The 24537-nt window shown below is 74.3% G+C and carries 24 protein-coding genes; 16 read left to right on the top strand and 8 right to left on the bottom strand.

Annotated elements, in window-relative coordinates; genetic code table 11:
- The first annotated feature begins 55 nt into the window (after positions 1-55).
- Positions 56-313, top strand: a complete 258-nt coding sequence (locus ACZ7HQ_RS19460) for a hypothetical protein (RefSeq protein WP_470991062.1) — start codon at positions 56-58, stop codon at positions 311-313.
- On the opposite strand, the gene ACZ7HQ_RS19455 is transcribed toward ACZ7HQ_RS19460, so the two are convergent.
- Both ACZ7HQ_RS19455 and ACZ7HQ_RS19450 read right to left on the bottom strand, forming a co-directional pair.
- Positions 283-906, bottom strand: coding sequence for an HAD family hydrolase (locus ACZ7HQ_RS19455; RefSeq protein WP_470991060.1), 624 nt, complete (start codon positions 904-906; stop codon positions 283-285). The genes ACZ7HQ_RS19460 and ACZ7HQ_RS19455 overlap by 31 nt on opposite strands.
- A 66-nt stretch (positions 907-972) precedes the next feature.
- Positions 973-2010 carry a hypothetical protein gene (locus ACZ7HQ_RS19450; RefSeq protein ID WP_470991058.1) on the bottom strand — a complete coding sequence of 346 codons (1038 nt, stop codon included), beginning with the start codon at positions 2008-2010 and terminating at the stop codon, positions 973-975.
- 113 nt (positions 2011-2123) lie between these two features.
- Here ACZ7HQ_RS19450 and ACZ7HQ_RS19445 point away from each other — a divergent pair, with 113 nt between their 5' ends.
- The gene (locus ACZ7HQ_RS19445; protein WP_470991056.1) at positions 2124-4802 is read left to right on the top strand and encodes a helicase-associated domain-containing protein; all 2679 of its coding nucleotides are present in this window, start codon (positions 2124-2126) and stop codon (positions 4800-4802) included.
- A gap of 102 nt (positions 4803-4904) precedes the next feature.
- Positions 4905-6554 carry a DNA repair helicase XPB gene (locus ACZ7HQ_RS19440; RefSeq protein WP_470991054.1) on the top strand — a complete coding sequence of 550 codons (1650 nt, stop codon included), beginning with the start codon at positions 4905-4907 and terminating at the stop codon, positions 6552-6554.
- On the opposite strand, the gene ACZ7HQ_RS19435 is transcribed toward ACZ7HQ_RS19440, so the two are convergent.
- Together ACZ7HQ_RS19435 and ACZ7HQ_RS19430 are read right to left on the bottom strand one after the other, a co-directional pair.
- Positions 6506-7633, bottom strand: a complete 1128-nt coding sequence (locus ACZ7HQ_RS19435) for a glycosyltransferase 87 family protein (RefSeq protein WP_470991052.1) — start codon at positions 7631-7633, stop codon at positions 6506-6508. The two genes, ACZ7HQ_RS19440 and ACZ7HQ_RS19435, sit on opposite strands and share 49 nt — an antisense overlap.
- A 30-nt stretch (positions 7634-7663) precedes the next feature.
- Complete coding sequence (locus tag ACZ7HQ_RS19430; RefSeq protein WP_470991050.1) at positions 7664-7846, bottom strand: hypothetical protein; 183 nt, start codon at positions 7844-7846, stop codon at positions 7664-7666.
- 433 nt (positions 7847-8279) lie between these two features.
- Here ACZ7HQ_RS19430 and ACZ7HQ_RS19425 point away from each other — a divergent pair, with 433 nt between their 5' ends.
- The 7 genes from ACZ7HQ_RS19425 to ACZ7HQ_RS19395 all read left to right on the top strand — a co-directional run bounded on the left by ACZ7HQ_RS19425 (position 8280) and on the right by ACZ7HQ_RS19395 (position 15724).
- Positions 8280-8390 (top strand): keywimysin-related RiPP, encoded by a 111-nt coding sequence (locus tag ACZ7HQ_RS19425; protein WP_470991048.1) that lies wholly within the window; start codon positions 8280-8282, stop codon positions 8388-8390.
- 35 nt (positions 8391-8425) lie between these two features.
- Positions 8426-10273: a lasso peptide isopeptide bond-forming cyclase gene (locus ACZ7HQ_RS19420; protein ID WP_470991046.1), complete on the top strand. Its 1848-nt coding sequence runs from the start codon at positions 8426-8428 to the stop codon at positions 10271-10273.
- Positions 10274-10305: 32 nt separating this feature from the next.
- The gene (locus ACZ7HQ_RS19415) at positions 10306-10560 is read left to right on the top strand and encodes a lasso peptide biosynthesis PqqD family chaperone (RefSeq protein WP_470991044.1); all 255 of its coding nucleotides are present in this window, start codon (positions 10306-10308) and stop codon (positions 10558-10560) included.
- The gene (locus ACZ7HQ_RS19410; RefSeq protein ID WP_470991042.1) at positions 10557-10982 is read left to right on the top strand and encodes a lasso peptide biosynthesis B2 protein; all 426 of its coding nucleotides are present in this window, start codon (positions 10557-10559) and stop codon (positions 10980-10982) included. Before ACZ7HQ_RS19415 ends, ACZ7HQ_RS19410 begins: the two co-directional genes overlap by 4 nt.
- Positions 10979-12808 carry an ABC transporter ATP-binding protein gene (locus ACZ7HQ_RS19405; protein WP_470991040.1) on the top strand — a complete coding sequence of 610 codons (1830 nt, stop codon included), beginning with the start codon at positions 10979-10981 and terminating at the stop codon, positions 12806-12808. Before ACZ7HQ_RS19410 ends, ACZ7HQ_RS19405 begins: the two co-directional genes overlap by 4 nt.
- 138 nt (positions 12809-12946) lie before the next feature.
- Positions 12947-15010: a HelD family protein gene (locus ACZ7HQ_RS19400; RefSeq protein WP_470991038.1), complete on the top strand. Its 2064-nt coding sequence runs from the start codon at positions 12947-12949 to the stop codon at positions 15008-15010.
- A 42-nt stretch (positions 15011-15052) separates the two neighbouring features.
- Positions 15053-15724, top strand: coding sequence for an LppU/SCO3897 family protein (locus tag ACZ7HQ_RS19395; protein WP_470991036.1), 672 nt, complete (start codon positions 15053-15055; stop codon positions 15722-15724).
- 15 nt (positions 15725-15739) lie between these two features.
- Here ACZ7HQ_RS19395 and ACZ7HQ_RS19390 read toward each other — a convergent pair whose 3' ends face one another.
- Complete coding sequence (locus ACZ7HQ_RS19390; RefSeq protein WP_470991033.1) at positions 15740-16432, bottom strand: copper homeostasis protein CutC; 693 nt, start codon at positions 16430-16432, stop codon at positions 15740-15742.
- Between the two features lie 146 nt (positions 16433-16578).
- Between ACZ7HQ_RS19390 and ACZ7HQ_RS19385 the strand changes: the two genes are divergently transcribed.
- Positions 16579-17223: an HD domain-containing protein gene (locus tag ACZ7HQ_RS19385; RefSeq protein ID WP_470991031.1), complete on the top strand. Its 645-nt coding sequence runs from the start codon at positions 16579-16581 to the stop codon at positions 17221-17223.
- A gap of 51 nt (positions 17224-17274) precedes the next feature.
- Complete coding sequence (locus ACZ7HQ_RS19380) at positions 17275-18318, top strand: GNAT family N-acetyltransferase (RefSeq protein WP_470992221.1); 1044 nt, start codon at positions 17275-17277, stop codon at positions 18316-18318.
- On the opposite strand, the gene ACZ7HQ_RS19375 is transcribed toward ACZ7HQ_RS19380, so the two are convergent.
- Together ACZ7HQ_RS19375 and ACZ7HQ_RS19370 are read right to left on the bottom strand one after the other, a co-directional pair.
- Entirely contained in the window at positions 18300-18578 is a 279-nt protein-coding gene (locus ACZ7HQ_RS19375) for a DUF4031 domain-containing protein (protein ID WP_470991029.1), read from the bottom strand. The genes ACZ7HQ_RS19380 and ACZ7HQ_RS19375 overlap by 19 nt on opposite strands.
- Positions 18575-18955 carry a hypothetical protein gene (locus tag ACZ7HQ_RS19370; protein ID WP_470991027.1) on the bottom strand — a complete coding sequence of 127 codons (381 nt, stop codon included), beginning with the start codon at positions 18953-18955 and terminating at the stop codon, positions 18575-18577. The genes ACZ7HQ_RS19375 and ACZ7HQ_RS19370 overlap by 4 nt, the downstream gene beginning before the upstream one ends.
- Before the next feature lie 56 nt (positions 18956-19011).
- On the opposite strand from ACZ7HQ_RS19370, the gene ACZ7HQ_RS19365 reads away from it, so the two are divergent.
- The 4 genes from ACZ7HQ_RS19365 to ACZ7HQ_RS19350 are packed head-to-tail and all read left to right on the top strand — an operon-like array spanning position 19012 to position 22900.
- Positions 19012-19917 carry a MurR/RpiR family transcriptional regulator gene (locus ACZ7HQ_RS19365; protein WP_470991025.1) on the top strand — a complete coding sequence of 302 codons (906 nt, stop codon included), beginning with the start codon at positions 19012-19014 and terminating at the stop codon, positions 19915-19917.
- A gap of 44 nt (positions 19918-19961) precedes the next feature.
- Complete coding sequence (gene murQ / locus ACZ7HQ_RS19360; RefSeq protein WP_470991023.1) at positions 19962-20885, top strand: N-acetylmuramic acid 6-phosphate etherase; 924 nt, start codon at positions 19962-19964, stop codon at positions 20883-20885.
- Between the two features lie 16 nt (positions 20886-20901).
- Positions 20902-22290 carry a PTS transporter subunit EIIC gene (locus ACZ7HQ_RS19355; protein ID WP_470991021.1) on the top strand — a complete coding sequence of 463 codons (1389 nt, stop codon included), beginning with the start codon at positions 20902-20904 and terminating at the stop codon, positions 22288-22290.
- 40 nt (positions 22291-22330) lie between these two features.
- Positions 22331-22900, top strand: a complete 570-nt coding sequence (locus ACZ7HQ_RS19350; protein ID WP_470991019.1) for a hypothetical protein — start codon at positions 22331-22333, stop codon at positions 22898-22900.
- 6 nt (positions 22901-22906) lie between these two features.
- Here ACZ7HQ_RS19350 and ACZ7HQ_RS19345 read toward each other — a convergent pair whose 3' ends face one another.
- The gene (locus ACZ7HQ_RS19345) at positions 22907-24469 is read right to left on the bottom strand and encodes a carboxylesterase/lipase family protein (protein WP_470991017.1); all 1563 of its coding nucleotides are present in this window, start codon (positions 24467-24469) and stop codon (positions 22907-22909) included.
- Positions 24470-24537: the final 68 nt, after the last annotated feature.

Genomic DNA, 24537 nt, shown 5'->3' with positions numbered 1-24537 from the left:
CGGGTGACAAGACGTCCCCCGGTTGTTCTCTCGCGCTGGGAACTACCCTGGTCCGGTGCGTGACAAAACCCAAACGAATTCCGCCGCGCCCGGTGACGGGCTGATCCGCGCCGGTGCGATCGTCTTCTTCATCGGCGCCGCGGCCACTCTGGTCACGGTGGCACCGCTGTTCCTCGGCGGAAAGTCATTTCCGACGTACATGTACTGCATGAGCATGCTCATGGGCGTCGGTTTCCTGCTGGCCGGCGCGGGTGTGCTGCGCCAGGTGCTCGCGGGCCGCCGTCAGGCGCGGGACGCGTCGGCCTCGCGGTAACCGGCCAGCCACGCCGGGAAGGCGGACAGGCCCTCCAGGACGACGTCCGCCCCGGCGGCGCGCAGTTCGCCGGTGCTGCAGGGCCCGGTCGCCACGGCGACCGACAGCGCCTGTGCCGTACGGGCCCCGCGCACGTCCCCGACGTGGTCGCCGACGTACACGCCCGCGCCGTACTCGCGCAGCGCCTCCGCCTTCTGCTCCGCCCACAGGTCGCCCACGACCACGTCCGGCTCGATGCCGAGGTGGGCCAGGTGCAGCTTGGCGTTGGGCTCGTACTTCGCCGTGACCACCATCGTGCGTCCGCCGGCCGCACGGACCGCGTCCATCGCCTCCCGGGCGCCGTCCATGGCGGGCGTCGCGGTGATGGCGATCGACGGGTACATCTCCCGGTACAGGGCGGCCATGGCGCTCACCTGCTCCTGCGGGAACCAGTTGACCAGCTCCTCGACGAGCGGCGGACCGAGCCGGGTCACCGCCAGATCGGCGTCGATGTACGTCCCGGTCCGCTCCGCCAGTGCCACGTAGCACGCGTGGATGCCCGGCCGGGAGTCGATGAGGGTCATGTCGAGGTCGAAGCCGACGGTGAAAGTCATATGGGCCATTGTCGCAGCGGGTGCCCTTGGCGGTTCGGGCCGGGCGGGCGGCGCCCTGGGGGTGCCTCACCGTCTCCGCTGGGAACGCCACACCAGGTACAGGGCCGAGGCCACCGCCGCCCCGCGGACCACCCAGGGCCACGTCCCGGCGATCGCGTCGTTCATGTGGCCCTGGGCGATCGGTGAACCCCAGCGGCCGTTGACCCTCCCCCACAGCCACACCAGGCCCGCCGCGACCGAGGCGCCCGGCAGGACCATCACGGCCCACTTGCTCTCGGCGGGGGTCAGCCGCCGGGAGCCGTAGGCGATCGCCCAGCCCAGGATCAGGGCGAACCAGTTCCCGAGCACCGCGCCGGCGACCAGCGCGGCGGCGGCCAGCAGCAGCAGGGGGTTGGTCCAGCCGGCGGCGGGGCGCGGGAGCAGACGGCGGCGGGGGGCGGGCCCGGCCTCCGTGACCTCCGGCTCCGGCGCCGGGGCCTTCGGGGCCGGCTTCGCCGTCTCCTGCGTCTCCTGCGTCTCCTCCTTGGGCCTCGGCGGCCGTCTGAGCAGTTCCGGGATCTCCACACCGCCGACGAACCCCGGCACCGAGTCGGTCTCGGCGGCCGGCCCGCCAGGACCGCCGAAGGGGCTCGTGCCCACCCGCCACCAGTCGGCCTGTCCGGCGCCGTCCCCGAGTTCGTGTGCGGGGGCGAGGTGCGGCGGGGACGCGGCGTCGCGCGGGGCGGAGGGTCCGGGTCCGGCGGGGCGCGGCCGTGGGACGACCCGGCGCAGCCCCCTGCGCCGTTCCCCGTCCGCCGGCTCCGGCTTCGGCTCGCGCGGCGCGGGCTGTACGGGCACGGCGGCGGAGGCCGGCTGCGCGACCCGGCCGGTGCCGGGCGTGCCGCCCGCCGCCTCGACGACCTCGTCCGGGGTGCCCAGGCCGTCCAGGATGCGGCGGACCGCGGCGGGACTGTCGACGGTCGCCCTGGCCCGGTGCCGGTCGATCTCGTTGCGCAGCTCCGACACGAGCCGCATCCGCGTGGCCGACGGCAGCTGCCGCTGCTGAGCGATGTCCCCGACACGGCTCAGATACTCGTAGACGACCTGGTCGCTCTCGATCCCCAACGGAACCCCTCCGGGGCGACGGCGATGAAACCCCGGTGAGGACGGTACCGCTTCCCCCCGCCCGGAAACCGGCTCGCTCGGCTGGAACGTACTCACCCGCTACCGTGGGTCAGATGAGCCCAGCGGCCCACCCAGCCCCTCGTTCCCTCGCGGAGGCGCTCCGCGCGCGGGACGACGTCTCCCTGGCCGCGCTGCTGCGCAGCCGCCCCGACCTCATCACGCCCGTCCCGACCGACCTCACCCAGCTGGCCACCCGCGCCGGCACCCGCGCCTCGGTGCTGCGCGCGCTGGAGCGGCTGGACCGGTTCGCGCTGCAGACCGCGGAGGCACTGGCCGTGGCCCCGGACCCGGCGTCGTACGACACGCTGCTCGGGCTGATGGCCGGGGACGCCGGGGACGACACGGTCGCCGCCGCGCTGCCGCACGCCCTCGCCACCCTGCGCGAGCAGGCGCTGGTGTGGGGCGACGACGAACGGCTGCGGCTGGTGCGGACCGCCCGTGAGCTGCTCGCGCCCTCCCCCCAGCACCCCTCCCCGACCGGTCTCGGCCCGACCGTGCAGGAGGCCTCCTCGGGGATGTCGCCGGGCCGGATCCAGGAGATCGTCACGGCGGCCGGGCTGCCCTCGACGCACGACTCGGTGTCCGCCGTGGCCGCGCTCAGCGCGCTGTTCGGCGACCGCAAGAAGATGGGCAAGCTGCTCGCGGGTGCGCCGGAGGCGGCCCGCGAGGTGCTGTCACGGCTGGTGTGGGGGCCGCCGTACGGGCAGGTCACCCCGGAGCCGGCCGCGCATCTGCGCTGGCTGCTCGACCGCGGCCTGCTGCTGCCGTCCACGCCCGGCACGGTCGTCCTGCCCCGCGAGGTGGCCCTGCACCTGCGTCAGGGGCGCGCCCACCGCTCGCCGGAGCCGCTGCCGCCCGCCGTGGAGCCGGCGTCGACGCACGGTCCGCAGGTGGTGGACGCGACGGCGGCCGGGCAGGCGTACACCGCGCTCGCCACCGTCGAGGAGCTGCTGAAGGACTGGGACGAGGGCGGCCCGGCCGTGCTGCGGGCCGGCGGGCTGAGCGTCCGTGACCTGAAGCGGACCGCCGTCGCCCTGGACGTGTCCGAGCCGGTCGCCGCGTTCTGGGTGGAGCTGGCGTACGCGGCCGGCCTGATCGCCTCCGACGGCGAGGCCGACGAGCGGTACGCGGCCACGCCCGGCTACGACGAGTGGCTGGAACGCCCCGCCGCCGAGCGCTGGGGCCGGCTGGCCGAGGCCTGGCTGACGGCCACCCGGACGCCGGGGCTGGTCGGCGCGCGGGACGCGAAGGACCGCACACTCGCCGCGCTCGGCCCGGGCCTGGACCGCTCGGCCGCGCCCGAGGTACGGCACCGGGTGCTGACCCTGCTGGCCGGTCTGCCGGCGGGCGCGGCCCCGGACCCCGAGTCGGTGCTGGCCCGGCTGCGCTGGGAACGGCCGCTGCGCGGACCCCAGCGGCCGGACGGCGAGGAGGACCTGCGCTCCCGGCTGGCCCGCTGGACCATGGCCGAGGCGGAGCGGCTCGGCGTCACCGGGCGCGGCGCGCTGTCCACGCACGGGCGGGCGCTGCTGGGTGTACCGACGGCGGGGACGGGCTCGCGGGCCACCTCGGGCGCGGGCTCCCGCACCTCCGGCGCCGCACCGGGGGCTCCCGCTCCCGGCGCGACCGGCTCCGCCGCCGCGACCGCCCTCACCTCCGTCGGCGCGCGTGCCTCCGCCGGCCCGGCCCGGCCCGCCGAGCCCGCGGGCCCCGGTGACAAGCTGCCCGTCCACCATCACCACCGGCCGGCGGCCGGCCCCGCCCCGCTCTCGACCGCCGAGCAGGCCGTGGCGACGGCCGCCGCCGCCCGGCTCCTTGCGCCGCTCCTCCCCGAACCGCTGGACCACGTGCTGCTCCAGGCCGACCTGACGGCGGTGGCGCCGGGGCCGCTGCAGCGTCCGCTCGCCGATGTGCTGGGCGTACTCGCGGACGTCGAGTCCAAGGGCGGCGCGACGGTGTACCGCTTCGGCCCGGCCTCGGTGCGGCGCGCCCTGGACGCCGGCCGCAGCGCCGCCGACCTGCACGCCTTCCTCGCCGCGCACTCGCGCACCCCGGTCCCGCAGCCGCTCACCTATCTGATCGACGACGTGGCCCGCAAGCACGGTCACCTCCGGGTCGGCGCGGCCTCGGCGTACGTGCGCTGCGACGACGACGCCCTGCTGAACGAGATCATGGCCGACAAGCGGGCGGCGGCCCTGCGCCTGCGCCGGCTCGCCCCGACCGTGCTGGCCGCCCAGACCGATCCGGCGACCCTGCTGGAGGGCCTGCGCGCGATGGGCTTCGCCCCGGCCGCCGAGTCCGCCGAGGGTGACGTCCTGATCGCCCGCGCCCACGCCCACCGCACCCCGGCGCGCACCGCGCCCGAACCGGTCCCGGACGGCCCCCCGGCACCCGACGCCACCCTGCTCGCGGCGGCGATCCGGGCGATCCGGGCGGGCGACCTGGCCGCCACGGCCCCACGCAAGCCGACGGGTGGCGCGGCCCCCCTCTCGGCGGGCGAACTGCCCCGCACCTCGTCCGCCGAGACGCTGGCCACCATGCAGGCCGCCGTTCTGACCGGCGACTCCCTCTGGATCGGCTACGTGAACGCCGAGGGCACCGCCAGCCAGCGCGTCATCGCCCCGGTCAAGGTGGAGGGCGGTTTCGTCACGGCGTACGACCACACGGCGGACGAGGTACGCACCTTTCCGCTGCACCGGATCACGGGGGTGGCGGAGCTGGCCGAGGACTGAACTCTGATCGCCGGCCCTGATCACCGGCCCTGAGCACCGGCCCTGATCATCGGCCCATAGGGCACACTGGACGTTTGGCCGTAGGGAAAGGGTGTACCGCGCGTGAATGGTCCACTGATCGTCCAGTCCGACAAGACCCTGCTCCTGGAAGTCGACCACGAGCGGGCCGACGACTGCCGGCGGGCCATCGCGCCGTTCGCCGAGCTGGAGCGGGCACCCGAGCACATCCACACCTACCGGGTCACTCCGCTGGGTCTGTGGAACGCACGGGCCGCCGGGCATGACGCCGAGCAGGTCGTGGACGCGCTCGTGGAGTACAGCCGCTACCCCGTGCCGCACGCCCTGCTCGTGGACATCGCCGAGACGATGGACCGGTACGGGCGGCTCACGCTCAGCAAGCACCCCGCGCACGGGCTGGTGCTGACCACCACCGACCGGCCGGTGCTGGAGGAGGTGCTGAAGTCCAAGCGGATCGCCCCGCTGGTCGGGGCGCGGATCGACGCGGACACCGTCGTGGTGCACCCGTCCGAGCGCGGGCAGATCAAGCAGACGCTGCTGAAGCTGGGCTGGCCGGCCGAGGACCTCGCCGGGTACGTCGACGGTGAGGCGCATCCGATCGAGCTGCTGGAGGACGGCTGGGCGCTCAGGCCGTACCAGAAGCAGGCCGTGGAGAACTTCTGGCACGGTGGCAGCGGTGTGGTCGTACTCCCGTGTGGTGCCGGAAAGACGCTGGTCGGCGCCGGGTCCATGGCGCAGGCGAAGTCGACCACGCTGATCCTGGTCACCAACACCGTCTCGGCCCGGCAGTGGAAGCACGAGCTGGTGAAGCGGACCTCGCTGACCGAGGACGAGATCGGTGAGTACAGCGGGACCCGCAAGGAGATCCGGCCGGTCACCATCGCCACCTACCAGGTGCTGACGACCAAGCGGAAGGGTGTCTATCCGCACCTGGAGCTGTTCGACTCCCGGGACTGGGGGCTGATCGTCTACGACGAGGTGCACCTGCTGCCGGCTCCCGTCTTCAAGTTCACCGCCGACCTGCAGGCGCGGCGGCGGCTCGGTCTGACGGCGACGCTCGTCCGCGAGGACGGCCGCGAGTCGGACGTGTTCTCCCTCATCGGGCCGAAGCGGTTCGACGCGCCCTGGAAGGAGATCGAGGCGCAGGGGTACATCGCGCCGGCCGACTGCGTCGAGGTGCGGGTGAACCTGACGGACTCCGAGCGCCTCGCGTACGCGACGGCCGAGACGGAGGAGAAGTACCGCTTCTGTGCGACGACGGACACCAAGCGGAGGGTGACCGAGGCGATCGTCCGCCGGTTCGCCGGCCAGCAGATCCTCGTCATCGGGCAGTACATCGACCAACTGGACGAGCTGGGCGAGCACTTGAACGCGCCCGTCATCAAGGGTGAGACCTCCAACGCCCAGCGCGAGAAGCTCTTCGACGCCTTCCGTGAGGGCGAGATCAGCGTGCTCGTCGTCTCCAAGGTCGCCAACTTCTCCATCGACCTGCCCGAGGCGACGGTCGCCGTCCAGGTGTCGGGGACGTTCGGGTCGCGGCAGGAGGAGGCCCAGCGTCTCGGCCGGGTGCTCCGCCCCAAGGCCGACGGCCACCAGGCGCACTTCTACTCGGTCGTCGCCCGCGACACCATCGACCAGGACTTCGCCGCGCACCGCCAGCGCTTCCTGGCCGAGCAGGGCTACGCCTACCGGATCGTGGACGCCGACGAGATCCTGGCGGAGGGCATCGGCTGAGCCGCCCGGAGGGCCATCGCCGCGATCAGCGCCAGCCCCAGCAACGGGTACGGCGACGCGAGCGGCTGTTGCCACCAGGGCAGGTGGAGATCGCGGTCGCCCTCGTGCGGGACCAGCCAGAGGGTGCGGGCGGTGAAGACCGTGGCCGTCAGGGCGGCGAGGCGGAGGCGGCCCTCGGCGAGGAGCACCACGAGGAGCGGGACGCACCACACCCAGTGGTGGGACCAGCTGACCGGTGAGATCAGCAGGGCCGTGAACGCGGTGAGCAGCACACCGTGCCGGTCCTCGCGGACGCGCGCCGCCAGGCCCAGGCCCGCCGCTGCCACGGCCGCCGCGGCCAGCACCCAGGCGAGGCCCGGTGCCGGAGTGCCGAGCGCCCGCGCGATCAGGCCCCGCAGGGACTGGTTGTCCACGATCCACGCCTTGCCGACCCGGCCGGTGTCGTACACCCGCCGGGTCCAGAAGTCGGCGCTCGCGGCCGGGAGCAGCAGGGCGCCGAGCAGGGCCGTGCCGGTGCAGGACGCCGTCGCCGTCCACGCCTGCCGTCCGCGGCCCCGCAGGAACAGGTACAGGACGAACACGGCCGGCGTGAGTTTGATGCCGGTCGCGATGCCCAGGGCCACGCCCCTGCCCCGGGCGCCCGGGCGGCGGGTGAGGTCCCACAGGACCAGGCAGGCGACGGCCAGGTTGATCTGGCCGAACAGGACGGTCTGGAAGACGGGTTCGAGCCAGAGGGCCAGGGCCGTCGCGGTGCGGAGCAGGGGTGCGGGGGCCGCTCGCCCCGCGAGGCGGGCCGAGAGGACGACCAGGGTCGCGAGCAGCAGCGTGTTGCCCGTGAGGAAGGCCGCCTTCAGGACCGGGAGGGGGAGCCAGGCGGCCGGGACGAACAGGACCGCCGCGAAGGGCGGGTAGGTCGCGGGGAGCCGCCACCGGGTGACGGTGAAGCCGTACAGATCGGTGCCGTGGACCACGGCCTCGCCCTCGGCGCGGTAGACCAGCAGGTCGGCCATGGGTGCGTGCCGCAGGAGGCACAGCGTGACGAAGAAGGTCAGGGAGACCGCGAGCAGGAGTGTCGGCATCCGTTTCCCCACGGATGCGACCCTATGGGGTTACTTGCGGCGTACGCCCGCTTCCTCGCCGTACTCGCCGAGGATGACCACGCCGAACGCGGCCTCCGCGAAGACCTTGACGGCGCGCAGGGCGTTGCCGAGGAAGTGGTGATGCGGACCGTCCACGGCTGTGGCGCCGGTCGGCGGCCGGACGGGGATGGGAGAGATGGTTGCTGCGCTCATGTCTCCATGGTGGACCGCCGGGCACAGGACCCGCATCGGTCTCCGGAGCCAATCCGGAAGGGCCCCGGGTAGGTCTCCGGGTGGACCGCGGCCCCTACTTCGGGGGCCTCCCGTCCCCTAGGGGTCACCGGGCCGGAATCACGGTCCGTGACGCCCTACGCCCGGCGGCTCCCCCAGCGCCCCCTTCTGCGCCCCGGATGCGCCGTCGGACCCGGGACGCATCTCGAAACGTTCCTCCGTCGCCCGCCCGGGCGCCGGCGATCACGCACCGGCGGCGGATCGGCCCCGTTCGACGCCCGAACACTGCACCAACACACACTTTTATCGGACGATATGACCGTTCTCCTCGGTCTTGTGGCACCGCTCGCCCACGCGGCTATCTGGTGCCAGCCGCCCCCCGACGGGCGGACGCAACCCCGAAGGAGAAAAGGTCATGAAGAAGGCATACGAAGCGCCGACCCTGGTCCGTCTGGGCTCCTTCCGCAAGGAGACCGGGCTCCTGCAGCGGAACGGCAACGACCGGCTCATCCTGAGCAAGAACTGAACGGACGGAACAGCGAAGGTCTCTGACCCGACATCATGACTGATCTGCACGTACGTGCGGAGAGGGGCCCCGGCGCCGCGCACTTCGCGGTCTTCACCGACCGCGCGGACGCGGCCGCCGTGGCCCGCTCCTTCGCCCGCCCCGGCACGCGCACCCTCGACCACGCCTCGGGCCGGCCGTGGCTCGTCGGCCACTGGGACGACCAGGAGATCGTCAGCGTCCGTGTCGGCCCCGCCGCCCTCGCCCTCGTCGGCTGCGTCCCGGTGACGGCCACGGAACTGGAGCGGGTGGCCCGCTCCCTGCGCGATCTCGCCGCCCTGGACGCGTGGGTGCGCTCCCTGCCCGGCAGCTTCCACCTCGCCGCCGCCCTCGACGACCGGATCCGCGTGCAGGGCACGGCCTCCGGACTCCGGCTGGTCTTCCACGCACAGATCGGCGGCACCCGGGTGGCCGCGACCCGGGCCGACGTGCTCGCCGCCGCGCTCGGCGCCGAACCGGACCCGCAGCAGCTGGCGGTGCGCCTGCTGTGGCCGGTCCCGGGCCCCCTGCTCGGCGAGCCGCTGTGGCCCGGCGTGACCGCCGTGGCCCCGCACGACGCGCTGGTCCTCGCGCCGGACGGACACGGCGTACGCCACTCCCGGTGGTGGACGCCCCCGGAACCCGTCGTCCCCCTGCGCACCGGCGCTCCCCGGGTCCGCGAGGTCCTCGCCGAGGCCGTCGGCGCCCGCACCCGGCACGGCGGCGCCGTCAGCTGCGACCTGTCCGGGGGCCTCGACTCCACCTCGATCTGCTTCCTCGCCGACCGCTCGCCGGCCCGTGTCATCGCCTCCACCTGGCCGGGACGCGACCCCGCCGACACCGACCTGCACTGGGCCGAGCGGGCCGCCGCCGCGCTGCCCGAGGTCGAGCACGTGATCTGGGACGCCGAGGAGTCCCCGCTCGTCTACACCGGCCTGCTCGGCATCGACGACGTCCTGGACGAGCCCACCATCGGCGTCATGGACCGCGCCCGGGTGCTGCACCACCTGCCCGCCATGGCCGAGCGGGGCAGCCGGGTGCACCTGACCGGCATCGGCGGCGACCACGTGGCCTGGTGCTCCGAGGCGTACTACCACCGGCTGGCGCGGCGCCGCCCGCTGTTCGCGCTGCGGCAACTGCGCGGCTTCCGGGCGCTGTGGCAGTGGCCGCTCGGCCCCATGCTGGGCGCCCTGGCCGACTCGCGGCCCTACGGCGCCTGGCTCGCGGACGCCGAGCACCACCTGCGCGACCCGCTGGCCCCGGCCGTGACCACCAGCCTCGGCTGGGGCATGCCCCCCCGGCTGTTCGAGTGGGTGACTCCCGAGGCGGAACACCTGGCACGTGCGGCGCTGCGCACCGCCGCACGGCGGGCGCGTCCGCTGCACCCCGACCGGGGCCTGCACGCCGACCTGGAACAGATCCGCGACTGCACCCGCATCATCCGGCAGTGGGACCACATGGCCGCCCGCCACGGGCTGCCCATGGCCTCGCCGTTCCTCGACGACCGGGTCATCGAGGCCTGCCTCGCCGTCCGCCCCGAGGAACGCGTCTCCCCGTGGCAGTACAAGCCGCTGCTGACCGCGGCCATGCGCGGCATCGTGCCCGAGGAGTGCCTGCGGCGGACCAACAAGGCGGCCGCCGCCATGGACGCGGCCGACGGCCTGCGCCGGCACCGCGGCGACCTCATGGCGCTGTGGGAGGGCTCGCGGCTGGAGCGGCTGGGCCTGGTGGACGGCGACGTCCTGCGCCGCCTGGCGGAACGGCCCGCCACCCGCCAGCTGCGCCAGGCCGTCCTGTACTCGACGATCGCCGCCGAGGTGTGGCTGCGCGCACTGGACCGTACGGCACACGGCGTACGGAAGTGACAGAAGAACACCGGCACAGAAAGGAAGCGGCCATGGCACTGCGGTTCGGAGCCGAGGTCTGCACCGCCAAGACCGACTACGGCACCGTCCTCCTCGACCAGCGCTCGGGCGAGTACTGGGAGCTGAACCCCACCGCCACCCTGGTGATCGACAAGCTGATGGCGGGCGGCGACGAGGAGGCCGCGGCGGCGGCGGTCACGGAGACGTTCGACGTCGACGCCGAGCGGGCGCGGGCCGACGTCAGCGCCCTGGTGGAGCAGTTGCGCGGCGCCGGGCTGGCCGTATGAGCACGCCCAGCGCCATCGAGCGGCCGTACGGCGTGCCCCTCGGCCACCGGCTCGCCGCCCGGCTCGTCCTCGTCCCGGCCGTCGTCCTCTCCCTGCTGCCGCCCCGCCGCATCCGCACGGTCCTCGGTCTGCTCCGCCGCGGCGCCGCCCCCGCGGACGCGGCACAGGCCCAGCGCGCCCGCGACGCCGTCTGCGCCGTGAGCCTGCGCTGCGCCGGACCCAAGGGCTGCCTGCCCCGCTCCCTCGGGGCCGCTCTGCTGTGCCGCCTCGGCGGCACCTGGCCGACCTGGTGCACGGGCGTCCGCGTCGTACCGCCGTTCACCGCCCACGCCTGGATCGAGGCCGACGGCCGGCCGGTGGGCGAGGACGCACCCGAGGGCTACTTCGCCCGCCTGATGTCCATCGGGCCGGCGCGGCGATGACGACGAGCGAGCGGGCCGCCGACGGCGAGGACCACACCGACCGGTCCACGCGGGCCGCGGTCCGCGCCGTCTGCCGGCTCACCGCGCGGCACCGCGGTGCGATCGCGCTCGCCACCGTGCTGACGCTGGTGGCCTCCGCGCTGGGACTCGCCCAGCCGCTGCTGGCCCGGCGGGTGGTGGACGCGAGCGGCGGCCACCAGCCACTGTGGCCCCCGCTGTTGCTGCTCACCGCCCTGTTCGCCGCAGAGGCCGCCACCGGTGCCGTCGGCCGCTTCCTGCTGGAGCGCACCGGCGAAGGTGTCGTACGGCACCTTCGCCACAACCTCGTGGGGCGGCTGCTGCGCCTGGAGATGCGGGAGTACGACCGGCAGCGCGGCGGTGACCTGCTCGCGCGCGTGACCGCCGACACCACCCTGCTGCGCGAGGTCGTCTCGCAGGCTCTCGTGGACCTGGTCACCGGAACCCTGGTCTCGGCAGGCGCGCTCGCGCTGATGGCGTGGCTCGACCCGCTGCTGCTCCTGCTCGTCGCGGCGACCGTGGCCACGGCGGCGGCCATGGTCACCCTCCTGCTCCAGGGCATCCGTGCCGCCTCCGAGCGCCTGCAGGCGTCCGTCGGCGCCGTCGCCGCCGACCTCGAACGCGCCCTGGGCGCCCTGCCCATGGTCCGGGTGTACCGCGCGGAGCGGCGTGAGGCCGCCCGCATCGGCGCCCGGATCGACGACGCCTGCGCCGCCGGGGTGCGCACCGCGCGGTTCGCCGCGCTCATGAGCAGCGCCGTCGAACTCGCCGTGCAGGGTTCCTTCCTGCTGGTCCTCGTCGTCGGCGGTCTGCGCGTGCACGGCAGCGGTCACTCCCTGGGCGAACTGGTCGCGTTCCTGCTGTACGCCTCCTATCTCGTCGTCCCCCTGTCCTCGGTGTTCCGCGCGGCCGGCCTGATCCAGCGCGGCATGGGCGCCCACCTCCGCGTCGAACAGACCCTCCAGCTGCCCGCCGAGCCCGCCGAGCCCGGCGAGCCGTCCGCCGGGCCGGTCCCGCCCGCCCCCGCCGACGTACCCGCCCTCGCGCTGCACGACGTCCACTTCGCCTACCGGCCGGGCCTGCCGGTCCTGCGCGGAGTCTCCTTCTCGGTGCCGCAGCGCGGGCAGGTCGCCCTGGTCGGCCTGTCCGGGGCGGGCAAGAGCACGGTGTTCGCGCTGGCCGCCCGGTTCTACGAGCCCGATGCCGGACTCCTGCGCTTCCACGGTCGCCCCGCCCCGGAGCTCGGCCGCGACGCCTGCCGGGCGCGGCTCGCGCTCGTGGACCAGGGCAGCCATGTCGTACGGGGCACGCTCCACGACAACATCACCTACGGCTGCCCGGACGCCACGGACGACGAGGTGCGCCGGGTCGTCCGGCTGGCCCGCCTCGAACAGGTGGCCGAGCGGCTGCCCGGCGGACTGCACGGCGTCGTCGGCGAGCACGGCGGCACCCTGTCGGGCGGTGAGCGCCAGCGCGTCGCCCTGGCCCGGGCCCTGCTCACCCGCCCCGCGCTGCTGCTCCTCGACGAACCCACCTCCCACCTCGACGCCCTCAACGAGGCCGCGCTCACGGCCGCGCTGCGGGACGTCACCCGGGAGTGCGCGGTGCTCGTCATCGCGCACCGGCTGTCCACGGTCCAGCACGCCGACCGGATCGTCGTCCTGGAAGAGGGCCGGGTCACCGCCTGCGGGCGCCATGAGGAGCTCCTGGTCTCCAGCCCGGTGTACCGGCGGCTGGCAGCGGCACAGATGCTCCGCCCCGCGGGTGCGCCCGCCGGGGACGCCGGTAATTCGTTGGCCCGTCCCTGAGCGCCTCCTCTAGAATCTCCGCTCTTGCCCGCCTCCCCACGGAGTGCCGCCGCCCGGACGGAAACCGGACGGCTCCCAGTCATGCCCCAGCCATGAGTCAGTCATGAGTCATGCGAGAGCAGATCCGGAGGCACCCCCTTGTCCACGCCCGCCCCCGACCTCGACGGCCCGCTTGACGACCCGCTCGCCCGAGAGCGATCCCACCTCGCCTCGTCACGGGCCGCCCTGCGCGCCATGCGCGAGGACGTGGAGGCACTGGACATCAGGGACGTCACCGCGAACTGGGTCAACGCCGAAGTGCTGTCCCGCCAGATCGACGACCGGATCAAGGCGCTGGCCGACCTCAGCGACACCCCGCTGTTCTTCGGCCGGCTGGACTACCTGCGCGCGCCGGGCGCGGACCAGGCCGAGGGCGCCGAGGGCGAGCAGTTCTACATCGGGCGGCGGCACGTGCACGACGCCGACGGCGACCCCATGGTCATCGACTGGCGCGCCCCGGTCTCGCAGCCCTTCTACCGGGCCTCGAAGAAGGACCCGATGGACGTGGGTCTGCGCCGCCGCTTCGGCTACACCGGCGGCGAGCTGACCGCGTACGAGGACGAGCACCTTTCCGACCCGGCCGAGGCCGCCGCCACCAGCAAACTGCTCCAGCAGGAGATCGAACGGCCGCGCGTGGGCCCCATGCGGGACATCGTCGCCACCATCCAGCCCGAGCAGGACGAGATCGTCCGCTCGGGGCTGTCCGGCACGGTCTGCGTCCAGGGAGGCCCCGGCACCGGAAAGACCGCCGTCGGCCTGCACCGGGTCGCCTACCTCCTCTACGCCCACCGGGAGCGCCTCGCCCGTACCGGCACCCTGGTGATCGGCCCGAACCGCTCCTTCCTCCACTACATCGAGCAGGTCCTGCCCGCCCTGGGCGAGTTGGCCGTGCGGCAGGCCACCGTGGACGACCTGGTCGCGCACGGGGAGGTGCGCGGCACGGACGACGCGGCCGCGGCCGTGGTCAAGGGCGACGCCCGGATGGCCGAGGTGCTGCGCCGGGCCCTGTACTCCCACGTGACCATGCCGACGGAGGCGGTCGTGGTGGTGCGCGGCTCGCGGCGCTGGCGGGTGCCGTCGTACGAACTGGAGGACATCGTCCGCGAGTTGCTGGAGCGGGACATCCGCTACGGCGCCGCCCGTGAGGCGTTGCCGCAGCGGATCGCACACGCGGTGCTGGTGCAGATGGAACGGGCCGGTGAGGCGCCGGACGACCGGGTGCAGGACGCCGTCGCCCGCAACAGCGCCGTGAAGGCGGCCGTGAAGGAGATCTGGCCGGCCGTCGACCCGGCGAAGCTGGTCCTGCGGCTGCTGACCGACGCGGACTTCCTCACCGAGCACTCCGCCGGAGTGCTGGACGAGGACGAGCGGAAGACGATCCTGTGGGCCAGGCCGGTGCGCAGCGTGAAGTCGGCCAGGTGGTCGGCGGCGGACGCGGTGCTGATCGACGAGGCGGCGGATCTGATCCAGCGCACGCACTCGCTCGGCCATGTCGTCCTCGACGAGGCGCAGGACCTCTCCCCCATGCAGTACCGGGCCGTCGGCCGCCGCTGCACGACGGGCAGCGCGACCGTCCTCGGTGACCTGGCGCAGGGCACGACCCCCTGGGCGACCCGCGGTTGGGACGAGGCGCTGGCCCACCTGGGCAAGCCTGACGGGGTCATCGAGGAGCTGACGGCCGGTTTCCGCGTCCCCACGGACGTCATCACCTACGCCTCCCGCCTCCTCCCGCACATCGCGCCCGGTCTCACGCCGGTGGCCTCCGTCCGTGAGAACCCGGGCTTCTTCGAGGTCCGTACGATCACGGGGGCGTCCGAAATCGTGGCCGCCTGCGAGGAGTTGCTGCGCAACGAGGGTTCGACGGGCCTGATCGCGGCGGACGCCCGTGTCCCGGCGCTCGCCGAGGCGCTGACGGCGGCGGGCATCGCGTACCTCGCGCCCGGCGAGGAGACCACCCGCGAGACCCGCCTCACGCTGGTCCCGGCGTCCCTCGCCAAGGGCCTGGAGTACGACTACGTGGTCCTGGACGAGCCACAGGCGGTGGTGGACGGCGAGCCGGACGAGCGGACCGGACTGCGGCGGCTGTACGTGGCGTTGACGCGTGCGGTGTCGGGGCTCGTCGTAACCCATGCCGCGCCGTTGCCCCGGCAGCTCGACCAGTAGGGTGCTGAGCCGTTCTGACATGTCCCCACGGAAAGGCCTCCGTTGAGCACTCCGCCGCCTCAGCATCCCGCGTACCAGCAGAACCCAGGGCCCTACCAGCAGGCCCCCGGGCCGTACCAGCAGGCCCCGACGGGCTATGAGCAGGCCCCGGGCCCGTATCAGCAGGCCCCGGTGGGCCACCCGCAGCCGTCCGGGCCGTACGGGCAGGCTCCGTACGAGCAGGCGCCGGGCGGCTACGGGCAGGCGCCCCACCCGCAGGCGCCCGGCGGTTACGGGCAGGCCGGCTACCAGCAGGCCCCCGGCGCACACCCGGCCGCTCCCGGCGTCGGCTGCCAGGTGTGCGGCGCGGCGCCCGCGTCGGCGATGACGATCCGCGGCCACCAGGGCTTCCTGGTGATCATGCGGCAGCTGCACCGGAAGGGCACCTTCTGCCACACCTGCGGGCTCGCCGTCTTCCGGAAGATGCAGTCGGACACCATGGCGCAGGGGTGGTGGGGGCCGATGTCGATGTTCATCACGCCCGTCACGCTGCTGCTCAACCTCATCGCCCTGTCCAAGATCCGCAAGCTCCCCGCACCGGCCGCCGCCCAGCGCCCCGGCCTCGACCCGGGCCGAGGGGTGTTCGCACGGCCGATGGGGATGGTGGGTCTCCTCCCGCTCACCGGATTCGTGTCGCTGGTGCTGATCGTGCTCCTCGGGCTGGCGGCCGGGTAACGACGCCCAAGCGGCCTACTCGCCGTCCAGCACCTTCCGCCACTCGGCCACGGCCTCCTCGGAAACCGGCCCCTTCCAGCCCGCGGAGCGCGCCGCGCCGCCGATGTGGAAGGCGTCGATACCGGCGGCCCGCAGCCGCGGGACGTGGTCGAGGCGGAGCCCTCCGCCGACCAGGAGTGTCTGGCCGTACCCCGGCTCCCCCCGCCGGCCCGCCTCGGCGACCAGCGTCGGCACCCCCTCGTCCACACCGTCGGCGGCGCCGGCGGTGAGGTAGGTGTCGAGGCCGGGCAGGTCGGCGAGCTGCTTGCGCAGGGCGTCGCGGTCGGCGGCCCGGTCGATCGCCCGGTGGAAGGTCCACGCGCAGCCGTCCAGCGCGCGGACCACCCGCTCGACGGCGGCCAGGTCGACCCCGCCGTCCGCGTCGAGGAAGCCGAGCACGAACTGGTCGGCGCCGGCCTCGCGCAGCCCGCCGGCCGCCCGGACCAGCTGGTCCACGTCACCGGCCGCGAACCCGTCCGCGAGCCGGAGCATCACGCGCAGGTCGATGTCGACGGCGGCCCGGATCCTGGCGACGGTGGCGGGCGCGGGGCTGAGCCCGTCGGCCGCCATGTCGGTGACCAGCTCCAGCCGGTCCGCGCCTCCGGCCTGGGCGGCGACCGCGTCCTCGACGTCGAGCGCGATCACCTCCAGGACTGCACGCTTGCTCATGGCACCCCATTCATCGGCGGCTACAGGTCTAGTCCAATTCAAGACTACGCTGGTTTCCGTACCCGCCCGGCCGCCCCTCACCCGAGGGTGTTCGGCTCGACGCGGACTGCTGGGTGCATCGGGTCGCCCGGCGGCAGAATGACGGCATGGCCGATCTCGACGACCTGCGTTCCCGCTGGGTGCGGGCCCTGCTCGCGACGCGGGAGGGCCCCTGTCACCCGGACCCGTACCGGTACGCCGACGCCCTGCTGCGCCGCTGGCAGGAGCCGCAGCGCCGGTACCACACCGTCGAGCACCTGGCGGCGGTGCTCGACCGCGTCGACGTACTGGAGGAACACGCGGACGACCCGGACGTCGTGCGCCTGGCCGCCTGGTTCCACGACGCCGTCTACCTGCCCGAGCGGTCGACGAACGAGGAACGCTCCGCCCGCCTCGCCGAACGCGCCCTCCCCGAGGCCGGGGTCCCCCGGGACAAGGCCGCCGAGGTGGCCCGGCTGGTCCGGCTCACCGTCACGCACGACCCGGCCGACGACGACCGCGACGGCCAGGTGCTGTGCGACGCCGACCTCGCGATCCTGGCCGCGCCCCCGTCGGCGTACGCCGCCTACACCGCCGAGGTGCGCGAGGAGTACCACTTCGTGCCGAACGACGCCTTCCGGCAGGGGCGTTCGGCGGTCCTGCGCCAACTGCTGGCCCTGCCACGGCTGTTCCGCACCCCGTACGGCCGGGAGCACTGGGAGGCCACCGCCCGTTACAACCTCGCGGGCGAGCTGGAAATGCTGTCGACCTGAGGGAGGCCGCACCCTAAGGTTCGCGTCATGCGACCGATAAACGGGGATGACGTGACCGAGGCCGTGGCAGGCTGCGCGGCGGCGCTGCGCCCGGCGGTGGACCGGGACTGGCGGGCCGTGCGGGCCGGGCGGCTGGAGTGGGACTGCCACACCACCGCGGTCCATGTCGCCGACGACCTCATCGCCTACGCCGCCAACCTGGCCGGACGCGCGCAGGACGCCTACCTCCCCTTCGAGCTGACCCTGGACAAGGGCACGGACAACGCGGGTCTGCTGCACGTCATCGAGACGACCGGCGCCCTGCTCGCCGCCGCCGTCCGCACCGCACCGCCCGGCCTGCGCGCCTTCCATCCCTATCCCTTCGGCAGCGCGGACGCCGAGGGCTTCGCCGCGATGGGCATCGCCGAGGTGCTGCTGCACACGCACGACATGGCCGAGGGCCTGGGGATCGGCTACGAGCCGCCGGCCGACCTCGTCGCATCCCTGCTGGCCTGCCTCTTCCCGCACGTCCAGCCCGGCGCCGCGCCCTGGCCGACGCTGCTGTGGGCCACCGGCCGCGGCGAGCTGCCCGGCCGCGCCCCGGTCACCGGGTGGCGCTGGTACAACAACCTCGTCATCCCGGCCGGGCGGCTCACCCTCACCGGCCTTCGCCCGGCCGCCGCCCAGGACCTGCAGCGCGGCGGCGACGGCGGCTTCGAGTGGATCGAGAGCGGCCCGTACGAGGGCACCCGTGGCGCCGCCGGTCTGCTGCTCAAGGCGTACGAGGCCGGCGTACACCGGCCCGAGTTCAACGTCTTCGTCCTGGTCCGCGCGGAGGACGGCCGCGCGGTCGGCGGCATGGGGTTCCACGGCGCCCCGGACGAGGACGGCTGTGTGGAGATCGGCTACGACCTCGCCGAGGCCGCCCGGGGCCAGGGGTACGCCACCGAGGCGCTGCGCGCCCTGTCGCGGTGGGCGCTGGCCCGCGACGACGTGCGGACGGTGATCGCGAAGATCGACCTGGACAACGCGCCCTCCCAGGCGGTGGTCACCCGCGCCGGGTTCCGGCGGCTCGCCGAGGACGACAAGCTCGTCACCTACGAGCTGCGCGGCTGAGGCGACCGCTTCCGCCTGCGCAGTCCCGACTCCTGCAGCAGCCGCACCACCTCGCGGCTGCTGACCTCCACCGCCCCGGCGGCCACCGCGTCCGGGTAGCGGTGCGACGGAAGGTCGTAGTGATCGCGCTCGAAGGCGCGCCGGGGCACGCCCAACCGCTCGGCGAACAGGTGCAGTTCGTCGTACGACACATCGCTCACCAGGTGCGACCACATGCGGCCGTGTCCGGGCCAGGCGGGCGGGTCGATGTACAGGGTCACGACGAGGCCGTTCCGCCCGTGGCCCTCCCCAGTGAGCCCACCGGCGCGACCTTCACGCCCGCCTTGGCGCACACCCAGTGCGGGTCGGGGCCCAGCTCGGGCTCCACGTCCAGCGCGTGCGGGTCGCCGGAGCCGCACACCGGGCACAGCGGCCAGCGGCCGTAGCGGTCCAGCAGCGCGTCCTGGACGTCCTGGGCGACCAGCCCGGCGACGTAGGCCGCGCCGTCCGGCCACTGCTCGACCCACCAGCGCCGCTCCGCGACGGAGTCCTCGACCAGCGAGACCACGTCCGCCTCGGCGACCTCGCCCGCGACGAGATCGGCCAGCACGAGGGCGCGCGCGGCATGCAGGGCCTGCTCAAGAGGACTGGGTTCCATACCTCTCATTGTGCGCACTCTTGACCACGGCGCCGAACCGAAAATATCTTTCACTCGTGACCCAGGACGTGAAGGAAACTTTCGGCAGTCCGGGCGGTTCCCTCGCCGCCAAGGTGCGCACCCTCGCGCCCTCCATGACCCGGTCCATGCAGCGCGTGGCCGAGGCCGTCGCGAGCGACCCGGCCGGCTGCGCCGCCCTCACGGTCACCGGCCTCGCCGAACTCACCGGGACCAGCGAGGCCACCGTCGTGCGCACCGCCCGCCTGCTCGGCTACCCCGGCTACCGGGACCTGCGGCTCGCCCTCGCCGGGCTCGCCGCCCAGCAGCAGTCGGGCCGCGCACCCGCGATCACGACCGACATCGCGGTGGACGACCCCATCGCCGACGTCGTCGCCAAGCTCGCCTACGAGGAGCAGCAGACCCTCGCCGACACGGCCGCCGGCCTCGACACCGCGCAGCTCGGCGCCGCCGTCAGCGCGCTGGCCGGCGCACGGCGCACCGACGTCTACGGCATAGGGGCGTCCGGGCTCGTCGCCCAGGACCTCACCCAGAAGCTGCTCCGCATAGGGCTCATAGCCCACGCCCACAGCGACCCGCACCTCGCGGTGACCAACGCGGTGCAGCTCCGCTCCGGCGACGTGGCGATCGCCATCACCCACTCCGGCTCGACGGGGGACGTCATCGAGCCGCTGCGGGTCGCGTTCGAGCACGGGGCCACGACCGTGGCCATCACCGGCCGGCCCGACTCGCCGGTCACCCAGTACGCCGACCACGTACTGACCACGTCCACCTCACGGGAGAGCGAGCTACGGCCGGCCGCGATGTCCTCGCGGACCAGTCAACTGCTCGTGGTGGACTGCCTGTTCGTGGGAGTGGCCCAGCGGACGTACGAGACGGCGGCACCCGCGCTGGCCGCGTCGTACGAGGCGCTGGCTCACCGGCATCGCACCAGTCCCAGGTGATCCACCGCACCACCACGACACCCAGACCTGAGAGAGCCACCCCCATGACCTCCCATGACCTGCGTCGTCAGCTGGCTTCCCTGACCACGGAAGCCTTCCGGCCCGAGCTCGCCGACATCGATCGTCTGCCCACCCTCGACATCGTCCGCCTGATGAACGGTGAGGACGCGGGCGTGCCCGCCGCCGTCGCCGCCCGCCTTCCGCAGATCGCGGCGGCGATCGACGCCGTCGCCGCACGCATGGGCCGCGGCGGCCGGCTGATCTACGCCGGCGCGGGCACCGCCGGCCGGCTCGGTGTGCTGGACGCCTCCGAGTGCCCGCCCACCTTCAACACCGATCCCGCCCAGGTCGTCGGCCTGATCGCGGGCGGCGCGGAGGCGATGGTCACCTCGGTCGAGGGCGCCGAGGACTCGAAGGAACTGGCCCGCAGCGACCTGGACGCGCTCAAGCCCACCCCGGACGACACGGTCGTCGGCATCTCCGCCTCCGGCCGCACCCCCTACGCGATCGGTGCCGTCGAGCACGCCCGCGCCCTGGGCGCACTGACCGTCGGCCTCGCCTGCAACGAGCACAGCGCGCTCGCGGCGGCGGCCGAGCACGGCATCGAGGTCGTGGTCGGCCCCGAGCTGGTCACCGGCTCGACCCGGCTGAAGGCCGGCACGGCCCAGAAGCTGGTCCTCAACATGCTGTCGACGATCACGATGATCCGGCTCGGCAAGACCTACGGGAACCTGATGGTCGACGTCCGCGCCTCGAACGACAAACTCCGGGCCCGTTCCCGCCGGATCGTCTCCCTGGCCACGGGCGCGGCGGACGACGAGATCGAGCGGGCCCTCACCGAGTCCGGCGGCGAGGTGAAGAACGCGATCCTGGCGCTGCTCGCCGGTGTCGACGGCCCGACGGCCGCCCGCCTTCTGGAGGAGTCCGCCGGCCATCTGCGTGCCGCGCTGGCGCACGCGGCCCGCTGACCCGCACGCTCGGGGCGTGCGCAACGACCCCGCCTCCACCGCGACCGCCCTCCTCACCCGGGTCGGCGGCCCGGCCAACGTCACCTCCGTCGCCCACTGCGTGACCCGCCTCCGCCTCACCCTGACCGACCCGACGGCGGTCGACGAGGAGGGGCTGCGGACCCTGCCCGGCGTCCTCGGGGTGGTGTCCGACGGCCCCACCTGGCAGATCGTGCTCGGGCCCGGGGTGGTCGACGAGGTGACGGCGGAGGTGGAGGCGCGGGTCGGCGCCGGGCAGCGGGAGGAGGACGCCCCCGGAGCCCGGTTGAAGGAGGAGCTGCGGCAACGCAACGCCACTCCGGCCAAGACCGCCCTGCGGCGCGTCGCGAACGTCTTCGTCCCGCTCATCCCCGCCCTGATCGGCTGCGGCGTCCTCGCCGGGCTCAACGGCCTGCTGCTGAACACCGGGTGGCTGCCCGCCCTGACCCCGGCCCTGACCGCCGTCGCCTCCGCCTTCCTGGCGTTGATCGCGGTGTTCGTCGGCCACCACACGGCGAAGGAGTTCGGCGGCACACCGGTGCTCGGCGCGGCGGTCGCGGCCGTCGTCGTGTACCCGGGCGTGGCGAAGGTGACGGCCTTCGGCACGCACCTCGCCCCGGGGCAGGGCGGGGTGCTCGGGGCGCTCGCGGCGGCGCTGCTGGCGACACGGGTGGAGAAGTGGGTCCGGGGCCGGGTACCGGGCGCGCTGGACGTCCTCCTCACCCCCACGGTGACCGTTCTCGTCTCCGGCCTGGTGACGCTGTACGGCCTGATGTACGTGGCAGGCGCGGTCGCGACGGCGATCGGCACGGCGGCGAACTGGCTCCTCGCGACCGCCGGGGCCGTCGCCGGACTCGTCCTCGGCGGCCTCTTCCTCCCCCTGGTCATGCTGGGCCTGCACCAGGCCCTCATCCCCATCCACACCACCCTCATCGAGCAGCAGGGCTACACCGTCCTGCTGCCCCTGCTGGCCATGGCGGGCGCGGGCCAGGTCGGCGCGGCGCTCGCGGTGTACGTCCGGCTGCGCCACGACGTGTCGCTGCGCACGACCATCAGGTCAGCCCTCCCGGCAGGCCTGCTCGGGGTGGGCGAGCCCCTGATCTACGGCGTCTCGCTCCCCCTCGGCCGGCCGTTCCTGACGGCCTGCGCGGGCGGTGCGGCGGGCGGGGCGTTCGTCGGCTTCTTCGCGATGCTCGGCACCCGGGTGGGGGCCACGGCGATCGGACCGTCGGGCTGGGCCCTGTTCCCGCTGCTGACGGGGAACAGGGGCCCGGCCGCGGCGGTGGCGATCTACGCGGGCGGGCTGCTGACGGGATACGCGGCCGGCTTCGCGGCGACGTACCTCTTCGGCTTCCCGCGCCGTGAGGCGGTACGGCGACGCGGGTGAACCGGTGGGCCCGGGGCCCGGCGGGCGTTACCGTCGGACCATGAACCACGCCCAGCTCGCCGCCCTCGGACGGGCCCTCAGGCTGCTCGGAGAGCACGGGGAGGCGCTGACCGCCGACGCCCCGGACGCCCGGCTGCATGAAATCAAGGCCGATCTGCGCAGGGCGCTCGACCTGGTGGAGGAGAGCACCGGGAGCAACGCGCCCAGGACCCGGTGCCCGGAACACCCGCAGGGCCCCGTCGACGAGAGCGCGCCCGATCTGTGTCTGCTCTGTGAGACCCGGCGGCGGGCGGCCCGGCGGTCGGAGTTCCAGGGGAGGCCGGCCCCGGCCGAGCCGGTGACCACCGCGCCCTCCCGTTACGGCGTGCGCGCCGACCGGCCCCAGCCGCAGCAGCGCTGGCTGCCGGAGGCGTGGAACGGGCAGGAGTGGCAGCTGTGCGGGACACCGCGCAGGGACCGGCGCGAGGCCGAGGCGTATCTCGCCGCCCAGCGGCGCGGATCACGGCCCGCGATGGCGTACCGGCTCGTGCACGAGTTCACCGACTATGAGGTGCTGCGGGTGTGGGGCACACCCGTGCACGTCGACATCGAGCCCATGGGCAACCTGTAGGCACCGTCAGCTCAGCAGGGGCGAGGGCAGGAAGTCGTACCCCTCCCAGATGACTCTGCTCCGCTCCTCGGGATACGGGCCCGTCGCCGGTTCCGCGTCCAGGATCTGCACCAGGCGGGCGTCCGGGTCGTAGGCCGGCCAGCCCGGGTCGCCCGTGCGCGCGAATGCCGTCCAGGCGCGGCGCATGAAGGACGACAGGCGCTCCGCCTGCGGTGTGGGTCTGCCGCCGGGGAAGAGCAGGGCGCCCAGGTCCGCGCCGTAGGTGCCGAAGAGCAGCGGGAGGTCCAGGGCGTGGCAGGCGCCCAGCAGCCCGCCGCCGCCCGGGGCCGGCCAGGTGAGTTCGTAGACGTGGGCACGGCCGCCGCCCGTGTGCTGGGCCTCCGCGAGGCGCAGGCTCGGCAGCGCGAACAGCCAGTCGGTCTGGACGCGTTCGAAGAGCTGCTCCGGGGTGGCGTCGGGGAAGGCCGACCGGTAGGCCTTCTCGCCTGCCTCGCCGCCCGGTGCGTACAGCCGCAGGGTCGCCGTCGCCAGGTCGTCGGTGATCTTGTCGTGCAGGTCGGCCATGACCAGGAACAGGCGGTACTCGTCGCGGTTGTGTCCCACGACGAGGTCGATGTCGCGGGCCGCGCCGGCGGCGAGGGCCTGCCAGGGGGTACGGGGAAGGACCTCGCCGTCCACGACCGGGGCGAAGGGCACGGTGGTCGGGGCCACCTGGCCCCAGCGGGCGGTGTGCCGGGCCATGGTGGAGCCCAGCGCCGCGCCCGCCTCGGTGAGCCGCTGCGGGTCCACCGTCGCGAGGTCGGCGGCCGTGGGCGCGCGTCCCGCCTCCGCCGCCAGTGCCGCCGCCAGGTCGCGGGCGAGGCCGGCGGAGAAGAACGTGCCGGGCACGCTCTGGGCCACCGCCCGGCGGAACAGGCCCTGTGCCGCGGGCATCGCCAGCAGCGAGGCGATCGAACCCGCGCCCGCCGACTCGCCGAAGACCGTGACCTGGGCGGGGTCGCCGCCGAACGCGGCGATGTTCTCCTGGACCCAGGTGAGGGCCGCGACCTGGTCCAGCAGGCCGCGGTTGGCGGGCGCGCCGTCCCAGAGGGCGAAACCCTCCATGCCCAGGCGGTAGTTGAAGCTGACGACCACGACGTCGCCCTCGCGGGCGATGTGCTGCGCGTCATAGCCCGCCCGGCCGCTGTGCCCGAGTTTGAACGCGCCGCCGTAAATCCACACCATCACCGGGCGGGCGGCGGACGGGTCCGGGTCGGGGGTCCAGACGTTGACCGTGAGCCAGGTGTCGTCCTGGGGTGTGGACGGCCGGGCCGCGCTGTCCGGGGAGCCGGCGTCCTGCGGCGGCGGGGGGCCGAACGCGAACGCCTCGCGGGTGCCGTCCCACGGGCGGGGCGGGCGCGGGGCCTGGAAGCGGGCCGCGCCGACCGGGGGTGCGGCGAAGGGGATGCCCCGGAACACCGACAGGCCCTGCTCCGTGAGGCCGCGCACCGCGCCGGAGGCGGTGCGCACCACGGGGCCGTCGGTGTCCGGGACGCCGGTCTTCCGGGCCTGGGACTCGCTCGTCGTCATGCTCGCTCCTCACTGGTCATCAGGAGAACGTACGGCGGCGATCACAAGTGCCCGTCAGCAGACGGTGG

The sequence above is a fragment of the Streptomyces sp. NPDC037290 genome, assembly GCF_055603245.1.
This window is presented reverse-complemented; position numbering and strand designations above follow the sequence as displayed.